At 61.7% G+C, this 19,481-nt stretch carries 19 protein-coding genes and 2 pseudogenes; 14 read left to right on the top strand and 7 right to left on the bottom strand.

From position 1 onward, the window contains the following. Positions 1-55: 55 nt before the first annotated feature. The 8 genes and pseudogenes from ACWNZ1_RS10935 to ACWNZ1_RS10900 form a co-directional block, all read left to right on the top strand. Positions 56-386 (top strand): annotated as a pseudogene (locus tag ACWNZ1_RS10935) (sensor histidine kinase); the annotation flags it as partial. Continuing rightward, positions 383-1,129, top strand: coding sequence for a LytR/AlgR family response regulator transcription factor (locus tag ACWNZ1_RS10930; RefSeq protein ID WP_135847732.1), 747 nt, complete (start codon positions 383-385; stop codon positions 1,127-1,129). The pseudogene ACWNZ1_RS10935 and the gene ACWNZ1_RS10930, both read left to right, overlap by 4 nt. 138 nt (positions 1,130-1,267) lie before the next feature. Continuing rightward, positions 1,268-2,209 (top strand): hydroxymethylbilane synthase, encoded by a 942-nt coding sequence (gene hemC, locus ACWNZ1_RS10925; protein WP_135847731.1) that lies wholly within the window; start codon positions 1,268-1,270, stop codon positions 2,207-2,209. Continuing rightward, a pseudogene (locus ACWNZ1_RS10920) lies at positions 2,206-2,952 on the top strand (uroporphyrinogen-III synthase); the annotation flags it as partial. The gene hemC and the pseudogene ACWNZ1_RS10920, both read left to right, overlap by 4 nt. Before the next feature lie 36 nt (positions 2,953-2,988). Next, positions 2,989-4,122, top strand: coding sequence for a uroporphyrinogen-III C-methyltransferase (locus tag ACWNZ1_RS10915; RefSeq protein WP_238346775.1), 1,134 nt, complete (start codon positions 2,989-2,991; stop codon positions 4,120-4,122). Further along, the gene (locus tag ACWNZ1_RS10910) at positions 4,119-5,366 is read left to right on the top strand and encodes a heme biosynthesis protein HemY (RefSeq protein ID WP_135847729.1); all 1,248 of its coding nucleotides are present in this window, start codon (positions 4,119-4,121) and stop codon (positions 5,364-5,366) included. Before ACWNZ1_RS10915 ends, ACWNZ1_RS10910 begins: the two co-directional genes overlap by 4 nt. Positions 5,367-5,616: 250 nt before the next feature. Beyond that, positions 5,617-6,159, top strand: a complete 543-nt coding sequence (locus tag ACWNZ1_RS10905) for a disulfide bond formation protein B (protein ID WP_135847728.1) — start codon at positions 5,617-5,619, stop codon at positions 6,157-6,159. Positions 6,160-6,334: 175 nt separating this feature from the next. After that, positions 6,335-6,793 carry an Rsd/AlgQ family anti-sigma factor gene (locus tag ACWNZ1_RS10900; RefSeq protein ID WP_003206770.1) on the top strand — a complete coding sequence of 153 codons (459 nt, stop codon included), beginning with the start codon at positions 6,335-6,337 and terminating at the stop codon, positions 6,791-6,793. Between the two features lie 60 nt (positions 6,794-6,853). Here ACWNZ1_RS10900 and ACWNZ1_RS10895 read toward each other — a convergent pair whose 3' ends face one another. Next, positions 6,854-7,519 carry an FKBP-type peptidyl-prolyl cis-trans isomerase gene (locus ACWNZ1_RS10895; protein ID WP_135847727.1) on the bottom strand — a complete coding sequence of 222 codons (666 nt, stop codon included), beginning with the start codon at positions 7,517-7,519 and terminating at the stop codon, positions 6,854-6,856. A gap of 193 nt (positions 7,520-7,712) precedes the next feature. Here ACWNZ1_RS10895 and ACWNZ1_RS10890 point away from each other — a divergent pair, with 193 nt between their 5' ends. Continuing rightward, positions 7,713-8,885 carry an AlgP family protein gene (locus tag ACWNZ1_RS10890; RefSeq protein WP_256453913.1) on the top strand — a complete coding sequence of 391 codons (1,173 nt, stop codon included), beginning with the start codon at positions 7,713-7,715 and terminating at the stop codon, positions 8,883-8,885. Here the strand turns inward: ACWNZ1_RS10890 and ACWNZ1_RS10885 are convergent. After that, complete coding sequence (locus ACWNZ1_RS10885) at positions 8,882-9,346, bottom strand: TIGR02444 family protein (RefSeq protein WP_135847725.1); 465 nt, start codon at positions 9,344-9,346, stop codon at positions 8,882-8,884. The genes ACWNZ1_RS10890 and ACWNZ1_RS10885 overlap by 4 nt on opposite strands. Before the next feature lie 50 nt (positions 9,347-9,396). Between ACWNZ1_RS10885 and ACWNZ1_RS10880 the strand changes: the two genes are divergently transcribed. The 3 genes from ACWNZ1_RS10880 (at position 9,397) to ACWNZ1_RS10870 (ending at position 12,622) form a co-directional block, all read left to right on the top strand. Continuing rightward, positions 9,397-11,307, top strand: coding sequence for an ATP-binding cassette domain-containing protein (locus tag ACWNZ1_RS10880; RefSeq protein WP_135847724.1), 1,911 nt, complete (start codon positions 9,397-9,399; stop codon positions 11,305-11,307). After that, a complete protein-coding gene (locus ACWNZ1_RS10875) occupies positions 11,307-11,888 on the top strand; it encodes a mechanosensitive ion channel family protein (RefSeq protein WP_135847723.1) in 582 nt (193 codons plus the stop codon). The genes ACWNZ1_RS10880 and ACWNZ1_RS10875 overlap by 1 nt, the downstream gene beginning before the upstream one ends. 101 nt (positions 11,889-11,989) lie before the next feature. Further along, a complete protein-coding gene (locus ACWNZ1_RS10870) occupies positions 11,990-12,622 on the top strand; it encodes a LysE family transporter (RefSeq protein WP_135847722.1) in 633 nt (210 codons plus the stop codon). 75 nt (positions 12,623-12,697) lie between these two features. Here the strand turns inward: ACWNZ1_RS10870 and ACWNZ1_RS10865 are convergent, their stop codons facing one another. From ACWNZ1_RS10865 to ACWNZ1_RS10850, 4 genes are all read right to left on the bottom strand, one after another. Then, a complete protein-coding gene (locus ACWNZ1_RS10865; protein WP_135847721.1) occupies positions 12,698-13,441 on the bottom strand; it encodes a penicillin-binding protein activator LpoB in 744 nt (247 codons plus the stop codon). A gap of 3 nt (positions 13,442-13,444) precedes the next feature. Continuing rightward, the gene (lpoB, locus tag ACWNZ1_RS10860) at positions 13,445-14,032 is read right to left on the bottom strand and encodes a penicillin-binding protein activator LpoB (protein WP_135847720.1); all 588 of its coding nucleotides are present in this window, start codon (positions 14,030-14,032) and stop codon (positions 13,445-13,447) included. 65 nt (positions 14,033-14,097) lie between these two features. Further along, positions 14,098-14,469 (bottom strand): YcfL family protein, encoded by a 372-nt coding sequence (locus ACWNZ1_RS10855; RefSeq protein ID WP_186706841.1) that lies wholly within the window; start codon positions 14,467-14,469, stop codon positions 14,098-14,100. Positions 14,470-14,487: 18 nt separating this feature from the next. Continuing rightward, positions 14,488-15,882: a COG3014 family protein gene (locus ACWNZ1_RS10850; RefSeq protein WP_256453912.1), complete on the bottom strand. Its 1,395-nt coding sequence runs from the start codon at positions 15,880-15,882 to the stop codon at positions 14,488-14,490. Between the two features lie 315 nt (positions 15,883-16,197). On the opposite strand from ACWNZ1_RS10850, the gene ACWNZ1_RS10845 reads away from it, so the two are divergent. After that, positions 16,198-18,096, top strand: a complete 1,899-nt coding sequence (locus ACWNZ1_RS10845) for a cytochrome c/FTR1 family iron permease (protein WP_135847717.1) — start codon at positions 16,198-16,200, stop codon at positions 18,094-18,096. A 109-nt stretch (positions 18,097-18,205) separates the two neighbouring features. Then, complete coding sequence (locus tag ACWNZ1_RS10840) at positions 18,206-18,661, top strand: YaiI/YqxD family protein (protein WP_210641964.1); 456 nt, start codon at positions 18,206-18,208, stop codon at positions 18,659-18,661. A gap of 122 nt (positions 18,662-18,783) precedes the next feature. Here ACWNZ1_RS10840 and elbB read toward each other — a convergent pair whose 3' ends face one another. Next, positions 18,784-19,452 (bottom strand): isoprenoid biosynthesis glyoxalase ElbB, encoded by a 669-nt coding sequence (elbB, locus tag ACWNZ1_RS10835; RefSeq protein ID WP_135847715.1) that lies wholly within the window; start codon positions 19,450-19,452, stop codon positions 18,784-18,786. Positions 19,453-19,481: the final 29 nt, after the last annotated feature.

Raw genomic sequence — 19,481 nt, 5'->3', positions numbered from 1 at the left:
TGGCACTGGTCGGCAGGTTTTTTGCGCACAACCCGAGCATTTAATGAGGCTTTTTGCGCAACGATATTTTCCGATTGAGCAATATCGTCGTGGCAACCGTCTACAGTGGACGGTAGGACTTTTGCTTTTTCCATCCATGGCGCAGCGGACGAATAGAAAAGGGGGAGCTCATATTGGTCAGATCGAGTGTTAACAATCCCTACGGCGACGCCGTGCGACAACGGGTCTCGAGCATCTATCGGCAGGCGCTGGTAAAGATAGGCAACCGCCTCGCGGCACTTTTTGGCCCTCGAGCGAGTCTTAGCGTGGATCGCGGTGACGGATGTCACTTCCCCTGTCTACGCTATCCTTGTGCGAGACTCACGCAGGAATCCAGCGCAATATGAATGTCCTGATCGTTGATGACGAACCACTGGCCCGTGAGCGCCTGAGCCGAATGGTCGGCGAACTCGAGGGTTACAGTGTCCTGGAGCCGAGCGCCACCAATGGCGAAGAGGCGTTGGCCCTTATTGACAGCCACAAGCCGGATATCGTGCTGCTCGACATTCGCATGCCTGGCCTGGATGGCTTGCAGGTCGCGGCGAAGTTGTGCGAACGAGAGTCGCCGCCCGCCGTGGTGTTCTGTACCACCCGGGACGACTTTGCGCCCGAAGTCCTGCAGGCCGGCGCCGTGGGCTATCTGGTCAAGCCGATCGCTGCCGAGGCGCTGGTTGAAGCCTTGCGCAAGGCCGAGCGGCCCAATCGGGTGCAACTGGCGGCGTTGACCCGTCCAGCAGCCGAAAGCGGCAGCGGCCCGCGCAGCCACATCAGTGCGCGCACCCGCAAAGGCATCGAGCTGATCCCGTTGAACCAGGTGGTCTACTTCATTGCCGACCATAAGTACGTGACCCTGCGCCATGAGAGTGGCGAGGTGTTGCTGGACGAGCCGCTCAAGGCCCTTGAAGACGAGTTCGGCGAGCGCTTTGTTCGCATCCACCGCAATGCCCTTGTGGCGCGTGAGCGAATCGAGCGTTTGCAGCGCACCCCTCTGGGGCACTTCCAGCTGTTTCTCAAAGGGCTCAATGGCGATGCGCTGATTGTCAGTCGGCGACACGTGGCCGGTGTGCGCAAGATGATGCAGCAGCTTTAGCGCCGTGTTCCAAGGCGTGCCATGTGCTGCATTCCCAGGACATTGACGGCCAGGGAGGCCTTGGGGTCGTGATTCAAGTCAAAGCGGTTTTGGCTGAGCTGTTATTATCTGCCGTATCTTTTAAGTACGGATTGATCCATGTCCCCTCGCGAGATCCGCATCGCCACCCGTAAAAGTGCCCTGGCCCTCTGGCAGGCCGAATACGTCAAAGCCCGTCTGGAGGCTGCCCACCCAGGCTTGCTCGTGACGCTGGTACCCATGGTCAGTCGCGGTGACAAGCTGCTGGACTCGCCATTGTCAAAAATCGGCGGCAAGGGCCTGTTCGTCAAGGAGCTGGAAACCGCTTTGCTGGACAACGAAGCCGACATTGCCGTGCATTCGATGAAAGACGTGCCCATGGACTTCCCCGAAGGCCTGGGCCTATTTTGCATCTGTGAGCGGGAAGATCCGCGCGATGCATTCGTCTCCAATACGTTTTCCAGCCTTGATGCACTGCCTGCCGGCAGTGTGGTCGGCACCTCCAGTTTGCGTCGTCAGGCACAGTTGCTGACCCGTCGGCCGGATCTGCAAATCCGTTTTCTGCGTGGCAACGTCAACACTCGCCTGGCCAAGCTCGACGCCGGTGAGTATGACGCGATCATCCTTGCCGCCGCGGGCCTGATCCGCCTGGGCTTCGAAGATCGAATCACCTCGGCCATCAGTGTCGACGACAGCTTGCCAGCGGGTGGGCAGGGGGCGGTGGGCATCGAATGCCGTAGCGCCGACAGCGACATCCACGCCCTGCTGGCGCCGCTGCACCACGAAGACACCGCCACCCGGGTGTTCGCCGAGCGAGCTCTCAACAAACATCTCAATGGCGGTTGCCAGGTGCCCATTGCCTGTTACGCCGTGCTGGAAGGCGAGCAGGTCTGGTTGCGTGGCCTGGTGGGCGATCCGAACGGTGGCCGGCTGCTCAGCGCCGAGGCCCGGGCGCCGCGCCGCGATGCCGAGGCTTTGGGCGTGCAGGTTGCCGAAGACCTGCTCAGCCAGGGCGCCGATGACATTCTCAAGGCGGTCTACGGCGAGGCCGGCCACGCGTGACGGGCTGGCGACTGCTGCTCACCCGGCCGGCGGACGAGTCGTCGGCGCTGGCGGCTGTCCTGGCTGACGCGGGGGTGTTCAGCAGCAGCCTGCCGTTGCTGGATATCGAGCCGATCCCCGTATCCGATGCCGAGCAGGCGATCCTTCAAAGGCTGGACCAGTATTGTGCCGTGATCGTGGTCAGCAAACCCGCCGCGCGCCTGTGTGTCGAACTGCTGCGTCAATACTGGCCCGAGCCACCCGACCAGCCATGGTTCAGCGTGGGTGCGGCCACCGGACAGATCCTTGCCGATGCCGGCCTCACCGTGTTTTATCCCGATAACGGCGATGACAGCGAAGCCTTGCTGGAGCACCTGGTGTTACGCCAGGCTATCACCCGGCCCGATCCCAAGGTTCTGATCGTGCGTGGCGAGGGCGGACGCGGGTTGCTGGCGGAGCGTTTGCGCGAGCAAGGTGCTAGTGTCGATTATCTGGAGTTGTACCGGCGCGGTCTGCCCCACTATGGCGAAGGTGAATTGCCAGCGAAGGTTGCAGCGGAACGCTTGAACGCCCTGGTGGTCAGCAGTGGGCAGGGCTTCGAGCATTTGCAGCAGCTGGCTGGCGATGCGTGGCCCGCCCTGGCGCGATTACCGTTGTTTGTTCCAAGCCCGAGGGTTGCCGAGATGGCGCGTGCCGCCGGGGCCCGAACAGTTGTGGATTGCCGTGGCGCCAGTGCCACGGCTTTGCTGGCGGCGTTACGGGAACAATCCGTGCCGTTTTCTAATGCAAAGGATGGATACGTGAGCGAAACAGCCTTGCCAAAAGAAGATCAAGAGCAGCCAGCGATCGATGCGCCGGTTCAAACCCCGGCCCCGGTGGCGCCGCGTCGCGGCAACGGCCTGGCCATTGTCGCGTTGTTATTGGGGGCTGCCGGTGTGGCGGTTGGCGGTTGGGGCGTGTGGCAGGTGCGTCACCTGCAGCTCAATAACCAGCAGCAGTCCAGCCAGGTCCAGGCGCTGAATGACCAGGCCCAGACCCTCAAGCTCAATGAGCAACGCCTGAGTGAACGCCTGGCGCAATTGCCTCCGGCCGAAGAGCTGGAAGAGCGGCGGCGTCAGGTCGCCCAGTTGCAAGGTGATCAGCAGCGTCTGAACCAGCGCCTGGAGACCGTGCTCGGTGCCAGTCGCAAGGACTGGCGCCTGGCTGAAGCCGAACATCTGTTGCGCCTGGCCAGCCTGCGTCTTTCCGCCCTGCAAGACATCAGCAGTGCCCAGGCCCTGGTCCAGGGCGCTGACGAAATCCTCCGGGAGCAGAACGACCCCGGCTCGTTTGCCGCCCGCGAGCAGTTGGCCAAGACCCTCGCGGCGTTGCGCAGCACCGAGCAACCGGATCGTACCGGGCTGTTCCTGCAACTGGGTGCCCTGCGTGATCAGGTGTTGCAGCTCACCGAGTTGGCGCCCGAATACAAGGATCGCGGTGAATCCCTACTGGGCCTGACCGCCGACGGCGATGGCGCCAGCCGCTGGGCACAGTGGTGGGATCAGATCTCGCGCTACATCCGCATCGATTTCAATGCTGACGAGAACGTCCGCCCGCTCTTGGCCGGGCAGAGCCTGGTGCAGGTGCGCCTGGCCTTGAGCCTGGCGTTGGAGCAGGCGCAATGGGCCGCCCTCAACGGCCAGGCGGCGGTGTACACCCAGGCGCTGACCGAAGCCCGGGACGTGCTCAAGAACAACTTCAACCAGGACAACCCGCAAAGCAAAATCATGCTTGAGCGCGTGGGAGAGCTGTCCAAGCAACCGGTGACGGTGGTCACGCCGGACCTGACGGGCACCCTGAGCAGCGTCCAGGCCTACCTTGAGCGCCGCAACCTGAATGTCGAAGAGTCGGTCAAGCCGCTGCCCAAGGCTGGTGAGCAGGGGGCTACGCCATGAAACGTCTCTACGTGATTCTGTTCGTAGTTATCGCTGCCGCCGCGTTGCTGGGCGTGGCGATCGCCGAGCATTCGGGTTACGTGCTGGTGGCGTACAAGAACTTCCGTTACGAAGCCGGCCTGTGGGTCACCCTGGCGCTGGTGGCAGTGCTCTGGCTGGTGTGGCGGGGCGTGAGTGCCTTGGTCGGGCTGGTGACCACCTCCAGCGGCGTGGTCAACCCGTGGTCGCGGCGCAACCGTAGTCGTCGTGTGCAAGTGGCAATCGAGCACGGCCAACTGGACCTGGCCGAAGGTCGCTGGGCCAGTGCCCAACGTCACTTGCATCGTGCCGCCGAAGCCGAGCGCCAGCCGCTGCTGTATTACCTCGGTGCCGCCCGTGCGGCCAACGAACAAGGGCTTTACGAACAGAGCGACAGTTTGCTGGAACGTGCCTTGGAGCGTCAGCCCCAGGCGGAACTGGCCATCGCCCTGACTCACGCGCAACTGCAGACGGATCGCGGCGATACCGACGGCGCATTGACCACGCTGCAGGCCATGCACGAACGCCATCCCCATAACGCCCAGACCCTGCGCCAGTTGCAACGCCTGCATCAGCAGCGTGGTGATTGGTCGGCGGTGATCCGGTTGTTGCCGGAGTTGCGCAAGGACAAGGTCCTGCCTGCCGGCGAACTGACTGAACTTGAGCGCCGGGCGTGGGGCGAGAATCTGACCTTGGCGGCCCACCGTGAAGAGGACGGCAGCGTCGGTTTGCAGTCGCTCAATCGCGCCTGGCAACAACTGACCTCGGCGCAGCGTCAGGAGCCGGCGCTGGTATTGGCCTATGCCGAGCAGTTGCGGCAACTGGGGGCCCAGGTCGAGGCCGAAGAGGTGCTGCGAACGGCGCTCAAGCGTCACTATGACAGCCACCTGGCGCGCCTGTACGGGTTGGTCCGTGGTAATGATCCGGCTCGACAGCTACAAACGGCTGAAGGCTGGCTCAAGGATCATCCTGCCGATCCGAGCCTGCTGCTGACCCTGGGGCGTCTGTGCCTGCAGAACAGTTTGTGGGGCAAGGCGCGCGATTATCTGGAAAGCAGTTTGCGGGTGCAGCGCAACCCCGAAGCGTGCGCCGAACTGGCGCGGCTGTTGGCGCAACTGGGCGATGCCGAGCGCAGCAATCAGTTGTTCCAGGAAGGCTTGGGATTGCTGGATGAGCGTCTGCTGGCCGCACCTTTGCCGGTCCCGGCTCAGGTTTTGTCCACTTGATATTTGTATGAATCATTGTGGCGAGGGAGTAAGCGCCCTCGCCACAGGGTTTCAAGTGGACAGCATTGGAGGCGTTGATACCTGTCTGTTTAAGGCTTTGGCCAAAGTCCTACAGCGGACTGCGCACAATCCCCCAGCGCCTGTCGGGAATTCCCTACACCCTTGGTGAAGTGTCTGCCCAGGCCTGCCTTGAAAGGCCTGAGGGCTTTCCTCTACCGTAACTGCTTGTCTCTTTTGTTACGGAACCGCCATGTCTTTGGCCAGCTCACGCTTCTTGTTTCTCATGGCTTCCATCGCTGCGGCCCTGGCTTTGGGCATCGCCAGTTATTTGGAATATGCGGTCGGTCTGACGCCTTGCAGCCTGTGTATTTTGCAGCGGTTGTGCCTGATGCTGTTTCTGGTGAACGGCCTTGTGGCCTGCGTACATGGCCCGGGCCGAAGGGGCAGCCTCTTCTATGGGGGGATGGGGTTGGTTTTTGCGGCCGGGGGAGTGACCCTGGCATGGCGTCAGGTTCTGGTGCAGAGCGTTTCGTTCGAGCCGTTGCCTGATTGTATTGCGCAACTGCAGAGGGCGGATTCCTGGTGGTGCGCCCTGCATCGCGTCCTCGACGGTGTAGTGGATTGCGCCAACATCACTTGGACGCTGTTCGACCTGAGCATCCCCGAGTGGAGCCTGTTGTTTTTTCTCGCGGTGTCCGGTGCGATGAGCTATCTGCTGCTGCGGCTTGTCTGGAGTGCTCTGGTACGACCGCTTAGCGGCGATACGTCGCAGTTGGTCCGGGCCTTGGATTAAACACTTGTATGAACTTTATCTCCTGCGTACCTTGAAGCGGTTGTCGTGCGGGCATAATCTGGCCCGCACGAGTTATCAGAATTATGCCGCTCGATCATGTTATGTCTGGCTTGCCCCTGATCATTCAGGCATGCGCGGGCTGCGAGGGGCATGACTCACAAGGGAAGAAATCACCATGCTCGAAAGTTGTCAGAATGCTCAGGAACGCTGGGGTGGGGTGCATCTGCTGATTGACCGCTGGTTGCAGGAGCGTCACGAACTGGTTCGGGCCTATGATGCTCTCGGCGACAAGCCTGAAGCGCTGAGCGAAAGCCGCAAACCGTTGCAAGAGTTCTGCGGTGTGCTGGTCGACTATGTGTCTGCCGGTCATTTCGAGATCTACGAACAACTGACGGGTGAGGCCAAGGCCTTCAACGACAAGCGTGGCCTGGAGCTCGCCGAGCAGATCTACCCGCGCATCGACGTCATCACTGAAAAACTGCTGGCGTTCAATGACCTGTGTGATGAAGGCAAGTGCGTAGCGGAAAAATTCAAGGAGCTGGGCGGCTTGCTGCACGAGCGCTTCGAACTGGAAGACTGCCTGATCGAAGTACTGCACAACGCCCACAAGGAAGAGGCCGCGGTCCAGGCCTGAAGAGTTCGCGGTAATAAAAAAAACGGTGCGCATTGCGCACCTTTTTTCGTTTGGGCAGCGTCAGGTCGTCGCGCCCAGCAACTCGATTTCAAACACCAGTGGCGTGAAAGGCGGGATCACATCCCCGGCACCTTCGGCGCCATACGCCAGGGTCGAAGGAATCACCAGTCGCCATTTCGCGCCGACCGGCATTTGCGGCAATGCACTGCGCCAACCGTCAATCACGCTGTCGAGATTGAACCACTGCGCTTGGCGGTTGGAATCGAATACGGTGCCGTCCGGCAATCGACCGATATACAGCACCTGGACCTTGCCGTGCGGACCGGCCTTCGCACCGTGGCCTGGCTTGAGTTCGGTCAACAGGATGCCGTCTGCCAGTTGCTGGACGCCGGGCCGGTTTTTTTCCTCATCGAGAAACTTCTGTTCTGTTTTCAGTGCGACTTCGACCTGCGGCGTCGTCGACTGCGCTGTCAGTTGCGCCTGATGTGTGGCCAGGATCTGTTCGATGCGTTCATCCTTCAGGGCCAGCGGCTTGCCCAGGTAGGCCTGTTGCAGCCCTTCGACCAAGGCCTGGATCTGTAGGTCGGGTACGTCCTGGCGCAGGCGTTCTCCCAGGCTTGCGCCCAGGCTGTACGCCAGATCGTGAGCATCATTTGCGCTGGTTTTTTCAGCGGCCTGAGCCATGGGACACGCCATGCACAGGAATAAAAACAGGTGACGCAACATGTGTGCTCTCCGGCCTCGAGTCGGGGGGGATTATGCCAGTGCCGATCGCTGCAAAGGTGGATTGTCCCGGCGGTGACGTAGAAGATTTTTCGTCTCTTGCAACGCAACGTCTTATGTAGTGTCAACATGCCCTAGCGGCGGTTGTAGCAGAGGTCTAGTATGAGCCGCACTTACGTCAGTCAGGAGGTAAACCATGTCGGCCACCAAGAAGCCCGTAAACACTCCGTTGCACTTGCTCCAACAACTCTCGGGCAGCTTGCTCGAACATTTGGAAAATGCCTGCTCCCAAGCGCTGGCTGATGCTGAAAAACTGCTCGCCAAGCTGGAAAAACAACGCGGCAAAGCACAGGAAAAGCTGCACAAGTCGCGCACTAAACTGCAAGACGCAGCCACCGCTGGCAAGGCCAAGGCACAAGCCAAGGCCAAAGATGTTGTGAAAGAGCTCGAAGATCTGCTCGATGCCTTGAAGGATCGTCAGTCCGAAACCCGCGCCTACATTCTGCAACTCAAGCGTGATGCCCAGGAAAGCCTGAAACTGGCCCAGGGTGTCGGTCGCGTGCAAGAGGCTGTGGGCAAGGCGCTGACGCTGCGCGCTGCCAAGCCTGCTGCTGTATCGGCCAAAAAGCCGGCTGCTAAACCCGTCGCGGCAAAAACACCGGCCAAAGTAGCGGCTAAGCCAGCCGTGAAAGCACCGGCCAAAGCGGCGAGCAAGCCTGCTGCCAAACCGGTCGCTGCCAGCGCTGCCAAACCGGCGGCAAAAAAACCGGCCGTCAAAGCTGCCGCCGCTAAGCCTGTTGCCGCCAAGCCAGCCGCAAAAACGGCTGCCGCTAAGCCTGTTGCTGCCAAGCCTGCTGCAAAAGCTGTCGCCAAGCCTGCGGCTAAAACCGCTGCCGCCAAGCCCGCAGCGACGAAAACTGCGGCGGCCAAACCTGCTGCTAAAGCGGCTGCAAAACCCGCTGCAAAACCTGCCGCTGCAAAACCCGCTGCCAAGCCTGCGGCAACCAAAACTGCCGCTGCCAAACCGGCTGCGGCCAAGCCCGCTGTGAAAACGGCGGCCAAGCCAGTCGCGGCCAAAGCGCCTGCCAAAGCTGCCGCTAAACCGGCTGCCAAACCGGCTGCGGCAAAACCTGTCGCCAAGCCTGCTGCCGCGAAGCCGGCCGCTGCAAAACCTGCCGCCAAGCCTGCGGTAAAACCTGCCGTGAAAAAGCCAGCCGCCGCAAAACCTTCGACTGCGCCAGCAGCCAAGCCTGCGACATCGACGCCGGCTCCAACCGCGGCACCTGCTCCAACCACCACTTCGGCCCCGGCGACCAGCCCATCCGCCGCCGTTGCGCCGAGCACCAGCACCCCAACCAGCGCTTCCTAAGTGCCGGACACCGCGACGCGCAGCTGATGCAGCGCGTCGCGGTTCGCTGGGTCGGCACTCGCCGCCAGCCCTTGCAGCCAGTGTGCTGAATCTGTCTGTTGTACCTCAGGCCAATCCTTGGTCGCCGCCTCCAATCGTTCCAGCAATCGCCGTTCGGCTTGCAACTCCAGTTTCTTGACCTGCTCGCGCAAGCTGTGGAGTGCTGTGTCTTGAAGGGCACTGGTTTTCCATTGGCTACGAAGCGTGCGTAATGGGTTTACCACCTCTGCGTCCCAGGGCTCGGCCAGTTGTCGAAGCTGTTGCAGCCTCTGTTCATTGCAGGTCACGCCACGCTGTTGCAGCCACAGGCCGCAAAGCAGGAGGCAGACGTTGGCGCCGGCGTTCTGTAGCGCCAGGCAGGCAGGTTCCACGCCGGGCTTGGCATAGAGGTCGAGGGAAAAGCTCCACAGGTCAGGGGACATCGTGCTACTCGCGCCAGTTGTGAGCGAAGCTGGTAGACTCCGCCGCCATTATGATCCGACTTCAGAACCTGACTTTACAGCGTGGCCCGCAACGTCTGCTAGAAGACGCCGAGCTGACCCTGCACGCCGGCCACAAAGCCGGCCTCATCGGTGCCAACGGCGCCGGCAAATCGAGCCTGTTCGCCTTGCTGCGGGGTGAGCTGCACCCGGACTCGGGCGATTGCTTGCTGCCGGCCGATTGGCGTATCGCCCACATGCGCCAGGAGGTCGACACCCTCGAGCGCCTGGCGGTGGACTATGTGCTCGATGGCGACCTGCGCCTGCGTCAGGTCCAGCGCGACCTGGCGCTGGCGGAAGCGGCCCATGACGGCGCCGCCCAGGCCCGTCTGCACTCGGAGCTCGATAGCGCCGACGGCTACACCGCCGATGCCCGTGCGCGCAAATTGCTCGCCGGCCTGGGGTTTACCAACGAGCAGATGGACCGTCAGGTCGGGGATTTCTCCGGCGGCTGGCGGATGCGCCTGAACCTGGCGCAGGCCTTGATGTGCCCTTCGGATTTGCTGCTGCTCGATGAACCGACCAACCACTTGGACCTCGACGCCATCATCTGGCTCGAAGACTGGCTCAAAAGCTACCCGGGCACGCTGCTGCTGATTTCCCACGACCGAGACTTCCTCGACGCCGTGGTCGATCACGTGGCCCATGTCGATCAACGCAAGCTCACCTTGTACCGTGGCGGCTACAGCGCTTTCGAGCGCGCCCGTGCCGAACGCCTGGCCCAGCAACAGCAGGCGTACGAGAAGCAGCAGGCGCAGCGTGCGCACATGGAAAGCTACATCGCCCGCTTCAAGGCCCAGGCCACCAAGGCCCGCCAGGCCCAGAGCCGGATCAAGGCGCTGGAGCGGATGGAGGAGCTGTCGGCGGCCCACGTCGATTCACCGTTTGATTTTGTCTTCCGCGAATCGACCAAGATCTCCAGTCCGCTGATCGACCTGTCCGATGCGCGCCTGGGCTATGGCGACAAAACCGTGCTGGAGAAGGTCAAGCTGCAACTGACCCCCGGTGCGCGGATCGGCTTGCTCGGCCCCAACGGTGCCGGTAAGTCGACCCTGATCAAAAACCTTTCCGGTGAGCTCGAGCCTCTGGCCGGGCGCCTGACCCGGGGCGAGAACACCGTGGTCGGTTACTTCGCCCAGCATCAACTCGACTCCCTGGACTCCAAGGCTAGCCCGCTGCTGCACCTGCAACGCTTGGCGCCGACCGAGCGCGAGCAGGTCCTGCGCGATTTCCTCGGTGGTTTCGATTTCCGCGGTGCGCGTATCGATGAGCCGGTGCTGAATTTCTCCGGCGGCGAAAAGGCGCGCCTGGCGCTGGCGTTGATTGCCTGGGGCCGACCGAACTTGCTGCTGCTCGACGAACCGACCAACCACCTCGACCTGGAAATGCGCCTGGCGCTGACCATGGCCTTGCAGGAATTCAGCGGGGCGGTGCTGGTGGTGTCCCACGATCGGCATTTGCTCAAGAGCACCACGGATAATTTTTTCCTGGTAGCCGACGGCAAGGTCGAAGAGTTCGACGGCGACCTGGAAGACTACGCGCGCTGGCTGGTGGAGTACCGCCAGCGCAACGCCCCGGTCAGCACTACGCCAGTCAACCCGGACAAGACCGACAAGAAAGCCCAGCGCCAGGCCGCTGCGGCCTTGCGTCAGCAGTTGGCACCGCACAAGCGCGAAGCCGACAAGCTCGAAGTCGAGTTGGGCAAGCTCCACGAGAAGCTGCAGAAAATCGAAACCAGCCTCGGCGACAGCGGTGTCTACGAGGCGGCGCGCAAGGATGAGTTGCGTGACCTGCTGGCCGAACAGGCCAGGCTGAAGGTTCGGGAAGCGGAGCTTGAGGAGGCGTGGATGCAAGCCTTGGAGTTGCTGGAAAACCTGCAAGCGGAGCTGGAGGCATTGTCCTGATGGAAGCGTTGGCGTTGCCTATACCTGTCATGTGGATCGAGCCGATCTGGCTCGGTGTGCAAATCCTGCTGATTCTGCTGGCCGGTTATGTCGCGCAGCGTGTCGTGGCGCGTGCGCTCACGGGCCTGGGTGAGCGTTACCCGTTCCCACCCCAACTGGTCATTATCCTGCGGGGCGTGCTGCGCTGGCTGATCATGGGCAGCGCAGTGCTGGTGGTACTCGAACGCCTGGGTGTCTCCGCCACAGTGCTGTGGACCGCACTGTCGGGTTTCGTCGCGGTGGCAGCGGTGGCGTTTTTCGCCATCTGGAGCGTGTTGTCGAACCTGCTGTGTGCCGTTTTGATCTACACCGTCGGGCCGTTTCGCCTGGGGGATGTGGTCGAGTTGGTGGACACCACCGACAAGCCCGGCATCAAGGGGCGGGTGGTGGCGATCAACCTGCTGTACACCACGCTGATCGAACCCGAGGAACTCGGCACCGGCAGCGCCATGGTGCAAGTGCCCAACAGCCTGTTCTTCCAACGCTCGGTGCGGCGCTGGCGTGGCAGCGAGGCATTTCCGGTGGGCGGTTTCGTCGAATAACCCGACCCTGGCCGCTCGGCTCTTTTTGGAAAAAAGCGGTGGTCAACCGCTCGACGGCGCATTAGCTTAGTCGTTTCGACGAATCTGAGCCGAGGTGTGCAATGGTGCTGGAAACATGGCTGGCGTTTTTCGCCGCGTGTTGGGTGATCAGCCTTTCGCCGGGTGCCGGTGCCATTGCATCGATGTCCAGCGGTCTGCGGTACGGTTTCTGGCGCGGCTACTGGAATGCCATGGGTCTGCAGCTGGGCCTGGCGTTGCAAGTCGTGATCGTTGCCGCCGGTGTCGGTGCGATTCTCACCGCGTCGGCCACTGCGTTCTATGTGATCAAATGGTTCGGTGTGGCCTACCTGGTTTACCTGGGGGTCAAACAGTGGCGAGCCATCCCCGGCGAGATCAGTGATAACGCGGCCGTACGGCCCATCGGCAACCCCCTGGCGCTGATATTTCGCGGTTTTCTGGTCAATATCAGCAACCCCAAGGCCCTGGTGTTCATGCTGGCGGTGCTGCCGCAATTCATCGACCCCCATGCACCCTTGGTCAAGCAATACCTGATCCTGGGCGGGACCATGATTTGCGTCGATCTCATCGTCATGGCCGGGTACACCGGGCTGGCGGCCAAAGTCTTGCGCCTGCTGCGCACGCCGAAACAGCAGCGGCGGATGAACCGGACTTTTGCCGGACTGTTCATCGGTGCGGCGGGTTTTCTGGCGACGATTCGCAGGGTCACCGTATAACCGCAAAGGGCAGGCGATACCTGTGGCGAGGGAGCAAGCTCCCTCGCCACAAAAGCATCTACCCGGCGGTGTGATTCAGCGCAAGATCACCGGTGCGGTATCGCGCGGTAGATTATTGCGCTGCACAGGCTCACCGGCCTGTTCGTAGCTCGGGCCACCGAGTTGTTCGCTCAGTTGCCGCGCCACGTCTTCACCCAAAGCCTTGGACACCTCGCGCACCACCCGTGGCCGGTTGAGGCTGATGCGCACATCCCGGTGGTTCAACAGCTTGGTGTCCTGGCCTTCGCCCATGGCGGTGAACGCCGAGGTGATTTCGAAAGTCTTGGTGTTGATCAGGCTGAAGTCCGCTACCAGGGTCAGCGCCAGTACTGCCGAGTAGCTGTCCGCGGTGCCCAGTTCGTTGATGTCGCGGGTGAAGTCGATGTCCGACACCGTGCCGAACAGCACATAATCGGCACCCTTGAACTGCCCAGCCTTGATGCGCCTGATCACGTCGTAGACGTCACCCTTGGACGACGCAGTGTGCGGTGAGCCCTGCACCAGCTGGAACATCCCGCTGCGCAGGATCTCGCCCTTGATGTCACCGGTGAACTTGCGCAGCTCGCCCTGCTCGATGTAGCTGCTGGTGGCTTCCATCTCGTCGTAGCTCGACGAGGCGCTGGCGCTATAGGCATTCGCCTGGAAGTTGCTCTGGGCGGAAACGGTGTGGATGTATTCTTCCACTCGCTCCTGGTACGCCAGGTCAGTGACCGCGACTTTTGGGGCCGCCTGCGCGCCGAACGCGCAGGCCAGGGCCATGATGCCAATCCATGTGCGCATGGTTTAACGCTCCGTGGTTTTGCGGATTTCTTTCTCGTCCATCCACTCGGCCAGACCGCTTTCGACGTCGATCAATTGCAGGCTGAATTTGTAGAAGACGTCCTTGTAGTCGCTGCTGCGCTTGACGATCGAGCTGATGGAGCCCTCGATGCGGTATTTGGCAGCGATCATGTTGCCGGTCTTGGCCACGGTGCTTTTCTTGTACAGGCCGCTCTGGTTCTGCAGCTTGAGCTGGTCGACCTGGCTGTCCATGGCGTTGTTGTCGCTGGCAAAACGCGCCGCGCCGGTCTTCATCAGTTGGGTCTTGATGCTGGTGGTGATCTCGCGGGTGTCGATGTATTCGCTGGTCTTGTTCTTCACGTCATAGACCTGGACCACCGGGCGGCCTTGCAGAACGCCGGACTGGGCCAAGGAGCGGGTCATGGACTCGGCGATCATTTGCAGGTCGGTGGAGCCGAACTCGTTGGTCACGGTTTCCACGGCCTTGGTGTCGCCGTAGCTGATGTTCTTGTTGCCCAGGACCGGGGAGTTGTTGGCGCAGCCGCTGACCAGCAGGACGGCGAGGGCGATGGAGGAAATGCGTACAAACATGTGGGTGCTCTCGAAAACTGAAAAAGGGATAACGCGTCACTCGGGCGCTTTTTGTGGGAGCGTTTTTAAGGGGTATTGATTTCCAGTCGGAAATCCACAGCCTTGGGCGTCGGCGCGATGGCCGGCAGGAAGCTGGTTTGTTCGCCGTACATCGTCAGGCTTTTCCAGGTTTCTTCCTCGGCGATGGGAAAGCCTTCCGGCCCCAGCCAGGCAAAGCGGTAATACATGGTCTTGTTGTTGTAGCTGGTGTTGCTCAACTGGACATTGACAGTCATGTAACCGTTTTCCCGGGCCACGCGCATGGCGCCGACCACGATGTTTTTCGTCTTGCCCATCGCCACGACCTTGCTGGCGGCGCTGCCCGGCTCCGGTGGCGGCGGGGTGGCGCAACCGGCCAGCAAGGCCAGGGCGCCGACGGCGATCAGTTTTAAACGCATGTGAATAAGACTCCGTTCTTAAGGTTGCTTAAGGGCAATGGCGGTCGGGTTGGCGCTGGGCATCACTTGAGCGGCGAGGCCGCCGGCGAACACCTGGTTGCCCACCGCCCGCAGGCTGATGACCTGGTAGCGCTGATCGACGGTGACCTTGACCACCGAGCCGCCCACGGCGCTTGGCAAGGTGACCTGGTGCTCACCTTTCTTCAGGCGCAGGCGCACCACTTGGGTGTAGTCCGGCAGAGTGCGCCAGGTCCGGGTGTCGGCGCCTTCGAGCACGGCCGAGGTAATGCCCACGGCCAGGCCGGCCAGTGGATTGGTTTCGTTGATCTGTTTTTGCGCTACGCCACGACTGATGGCACGCACGGTCGTGCGCAGGATGATGCCCGGCATGTCGTCGCGCAGGGCCCGGCGGGACATGGCGGTGGTGCTGTTGAGTTGGGTCAGGTCCATCTGCCGGCCGTCAACGCCGATCTGGGCGAAGGTGGCGGTCGAGGTATCAGGCTTGATCAGCGGGAACGACAAGGGTGTGATGACCAGGTTGCCGCTGATGGGCAAGGGCAGGGGAACGCGGATCGAGTCCCGGGACGGCGCCAGGCCACTCTGCACGACGATCAGGATGTCGCTGTCATCGTTCTTGGCGGCAGGCTTGTCGAGGTTGAGCAGCGCCTGTTCGAGCAGCGGGGTGTTCGGGCGCAGTTCGGCGGCCTTGCGATAGCCCGGCGCGGCCAAGTCCTTTTCGCCCAGGGCTTCGTAGACGAAACCGGCCAGGTAATGGCTGAACGCACTCTGATAACTGTTTTTGAGGCTGACCACTTCCGGGGCGTCGAGGCTGGCCACCGGATAACCCTTGAGGTCCTTGTACTCGGTCTTGACCCCTTGTTTCTCGGCGTCCTCTTCGCGCTTGAGGTATTCCTTGTCCCGCAGGTCGGCGATCACCGCTTCGCGTTCGTGGGTTTTCTTGATTTGGGTCCGCGCACCGTCGAAGTCGTTCACTGCCAGCAGGTTCAGGGCCATCTGCGTGGTCAGCATGACCTTTTCGTAGTCGTAGCCTTCGTAGCGCCGGACTTTGTCGTTGACCAGGAAACTGCCGAACTGGGCCAGGTACTTGGCGGTGTCGAGCTTGACCGCGTCTTCCCACTGGCCGACCTGCTGGTCAGCGCTGGTCCAGGCTGTCTGGCTGCCGGACAGGTCGCCCTTGGCGCGCAGCAGCTCACCTTTCTCGAAGAAGTACAGGAGGTCTTTATCCTGGTTGCTGTTGTTCTTTTCCAGCAGCGTCAACGCCGCATCGACGTTGCCGGAAGCCAGCTGCTGGTTGGTCTGGGCCAGTTCGCTGTCGTAGTTGCGAAAGGCCGAACAGCCGGACAACAAGGTGATCGCACCGAGGGCGAGCGAAAAAGCGGCACGGGATGCCATGACTACATCTTCCCTGAGGTATCAGCCGGGTTGTGCGGGTCGGGCTGGGACGATCCCACGGACAAGCGTCGAAACGCCGTCGGTTCCTCATAAGCAGAGGAGCTTTTATGCCATCTGACAATAAGAAGGCGGCGCGATTATAAACAGGGGCAGAGGCTGTGTAATGGCTTTTCAGTATCTAAATGGTGTTTTTGTGACATCACCTCCAAAGCATGAAAATCCGATGAAAATGTGCCCCCAGGCCAATCGCCTCTTGAGCCAAAGCCATTGGAAGTGAACAATGTGTTACTTCTTATTACCAACTGAGAGTCATTCATGGCTGCCCCGTTTCGTATTCTGGCCTGGCTTGCACTGCCATTGCTGGCCCTGTGCAGCACTCCTTTGCTGGCCGATACCGTTGAAGGTGCCCCCCAGGCGCTGCATTTGCTGGATTACATTGGGGCCGATTATCCAGTGACGGTCGAGGCGGGCAAGGTTGTCGACGAGGCGGAATACCGCGAACAACTGGAGTTCACCCAGGCAGTGGAGGGGTTGATCGCTGCGCTGCCCGCCAAGCCGGAAAAAGCTGAGCTGACCCAAGGCATCGGCGCGTTGCGCAGTGCGATCACCCAGCGCCAGGATGGCGGCGATGTCGCCCGTCTGGCGCGACAACTGGGGGCCAGATTGGCGGTGGCTTACGAAGTGAGCCAAGCACCGGTTATCACCCCGGACCCCACGCGCGGTGCGCCGCTGTACGCCCAGCATTGTTCGGTGTGTCACGGTGACAGCGGTGCCGGCGACGGGCCTGCCGGTGTCGGCCTGGAGCCGCCGCCGGCCAATCTGCGCGACGGCCAGCGCCTGGATCGCCTGAGTCTCTACGCGATCTACAACACCCTCGGCATGGGCGTCGAGGGCACCGACATGCCGGCCTTCGCCGACCAGCTTGACGACCGTCAGCGTTGGGACCTGGCGACCTATATCGCCAGCTTCAGCGCCGACCCGGCTGCTGCGAAAAGTGAACAGACCTACAATCTTGCAGACCTTGCGCGTCAGACGCCGGCCGAAGTCCTCGCGGCGCAAGGCCCGGCAGCCGCGGCCACTTTCCGTGCCCAGCGAGCCCAGCCGCCGCAAGTGCAGCGCGGCCCGGCACAGTTGCTCGACTACACCGCCGCCACCCTGGATAAAAGCATCGCGGCGTATCGCGCCGGTGATCACGACCAGGCCTATGACCTGTCGGTAGCGGCTTACCTGGAAGGTTTCGAACTGGTGGAAAGCTCGCTGGATAACGTCGATGCCAACGTGCGCAAGGACACCGAAAAGTCGCTGATGGCTTATCGACAGTCCTTGCAGGATGGCTTGCCGGTCGAGCAGGCCGAACAGCGCCTGGACGCGGCCAAGACTAAATTGAAGGAATCCGCCGGCCTGCTGGGCGGCGATGGCTTGAGCTGGTCGCTGAGCTACATTTCAGGGTTGTTGATTCTGCTACGCGAAGGGTTGGAAGCGATCCTGGTGCTGGCGGCGATCCTGGCGTTCCTGCGCAACACCGGCCAGCAGTCGGCAGTTCGCAGCGTCAACGTCGGTTGGGGCCTGGCGCTGTTGGCTGGCCTGGCGACGTGGGGGTTGGCGGCGTATGTGATTGACGTCAGCGGTGCCCAGCGTGAGTTGCTCGAAGGTGCGACGGCGTTGTTTGCCAGTGTGATGGTGCTGTGGCTGGGTGTCTGGATGCACGACCGGCGTCATGCGGCGGCCTGGCAGGATTACATCAAGAGCAGTCTGGTGGGCGGCGGCGGGCGTTTTGGTTTCGCGATCCTGGCGTTCTTCTCGGTTTATCGTGAACTGTTCGAAGTGATCCTGTTCTACGAAACCCTGTGGCTGCAGGCTGGCCCCGCCGGCCATGACGCGGTGCTTGCGGGCGGCGCGACGGCGTTGGTATTGCTGGTCGGGTTGGCCTGGGTAATCCTGCGCGGCTCGGCGAAACTGCCACTGGCGCTGTTCTTCAGCATCAACGCCGCGTTGCTGTGCGCACTGTCGGTAGTGTTCGCCGGCCATGGTGTGAAGGCATTGCAGGAAGCCGGGATCTTTGGCACCCATCCGGTGGCGTTCTTCGACTTCGACTGGTTGGGTATTCATGCCGATGCCTATTCGCTGACCGCTCAAGTGGTCGCGATCCTGGCGATCATGGTGCTATATGGACGTAGTTGGGTGGCGGAGAAGCGTCGGGTCCAGGTTTCCTGAACAGCATTCGCTGCGCTCATCATCGCGGGCAAGCCTTGCTCCCCCAGTCAGCACTCACCTGTGGGAGCAAGGCTTGCCCGCGATGCTTTTAAACAGAGGAAGCAACCCAATGCGTGTATGGATCGACGCCGACGCCTGCCCCAAGGCCGCGAAGGATCTGGTGGTCAAGTTCGCCCTCAAGCGTCAGTTCGAAGTGGTGCTGGTGGCCGGTCAGCCGCAGATCAAGCCGGGCCTGGCCTGCGTGAAGCTGATCGTGGTGCCCAGCGGCCCTGACGCGGCGGATGATTACCTGGTGGAGCACGCGGTACCCGGCGAGCTGGTCATTTGCAGTGACGTGCCCCTGGCCGACCGGCTGGTGAAGAACGGCGTTGCAGCCCTTGACCCGCGGGGCAAGGAATTCGATGCCCAGAACATGGGCGATCGACTGGCGGTGCGCAACCTGTTCACCGACTTGCGTGAACAAGGCCACATGGGCGGCGGCCCGGCGGCGTACAGCGAGCGGGACAAGCAGGGGTTTGCCAATGCTCTGGACCGGATATTGACGCGGTTGGCTCGAATCTCCTGAGTCTTGCCTAGATCCCCTGTGGGAGTGGGCTTGCTCGCGAAAGCGGTGTGTCAGCCAATAGATAGGCCAACTGAACCGACGCCTTCGCGAGCAAGCCCGCTCCCACCAGGGCGAGTGCGGTGTCAGACGTCGTTCTCGTGCGTCAACTCCAACACCCGGTCCACCAGCTTATTGATGCCCGAGGCCGCTTCGCTGATGTTCTGCGCAAGCATGTAGGCCGGGGTGCTGACCAGTTTGCGTGCGGTATCTTCGACGATGTCGGTGACGGTACATTCCTCGTGAGTGCCGCCCATCTTGACCACGGCGGCGGCGGTGTCGGCATCGTTGCCGATGGTGCAGACCACGCCAGGGCCATAGATTTTCGCCGCCAGGGCTGGGGAAATGCAGATCAGCCCCACCGGTTTGCCGGCTTCGGCAAAGGCCTCGGCCAGCGCCAGGACTTCTGGCTGGACGCTGCAACCCGGGCCTTCGACGGCAAAGTTGGAGAGGTTTTTCGCCGAGCCAAAGCCGCCGGGTACGATCAAGGCGTCGAAATCCTCGGCCCTGGCTTCGCGCAAATCCTTCACGTTGCCCCGGGCGATCCGCGCCGATTCCACCAGCACGTTACGACTCTCGGGCATTTCTTCGCCGCTCAGGTGATTGATCACATGCAGTTGGGCAATGTTGGGGGCAAAACACTGCACCTGTGCCCCACGTTGGTCGAGACGCAGCAAGGTGATCACGCTTTCGTGGATCTCGGCGCCGTCATACACGCCACAGCCGGAAAGGATCACTGCAATTTTTTTGCTCATGGGTTTTTCTCCAGATTCATGGCGTTAAA

It is taken from the genome of Pseudomonas sp. CFBP 5748 (assembly GCF_053850495.1).
This window is presented reverse-complemented; position numbering and strand designations above follow the sequence as displayed.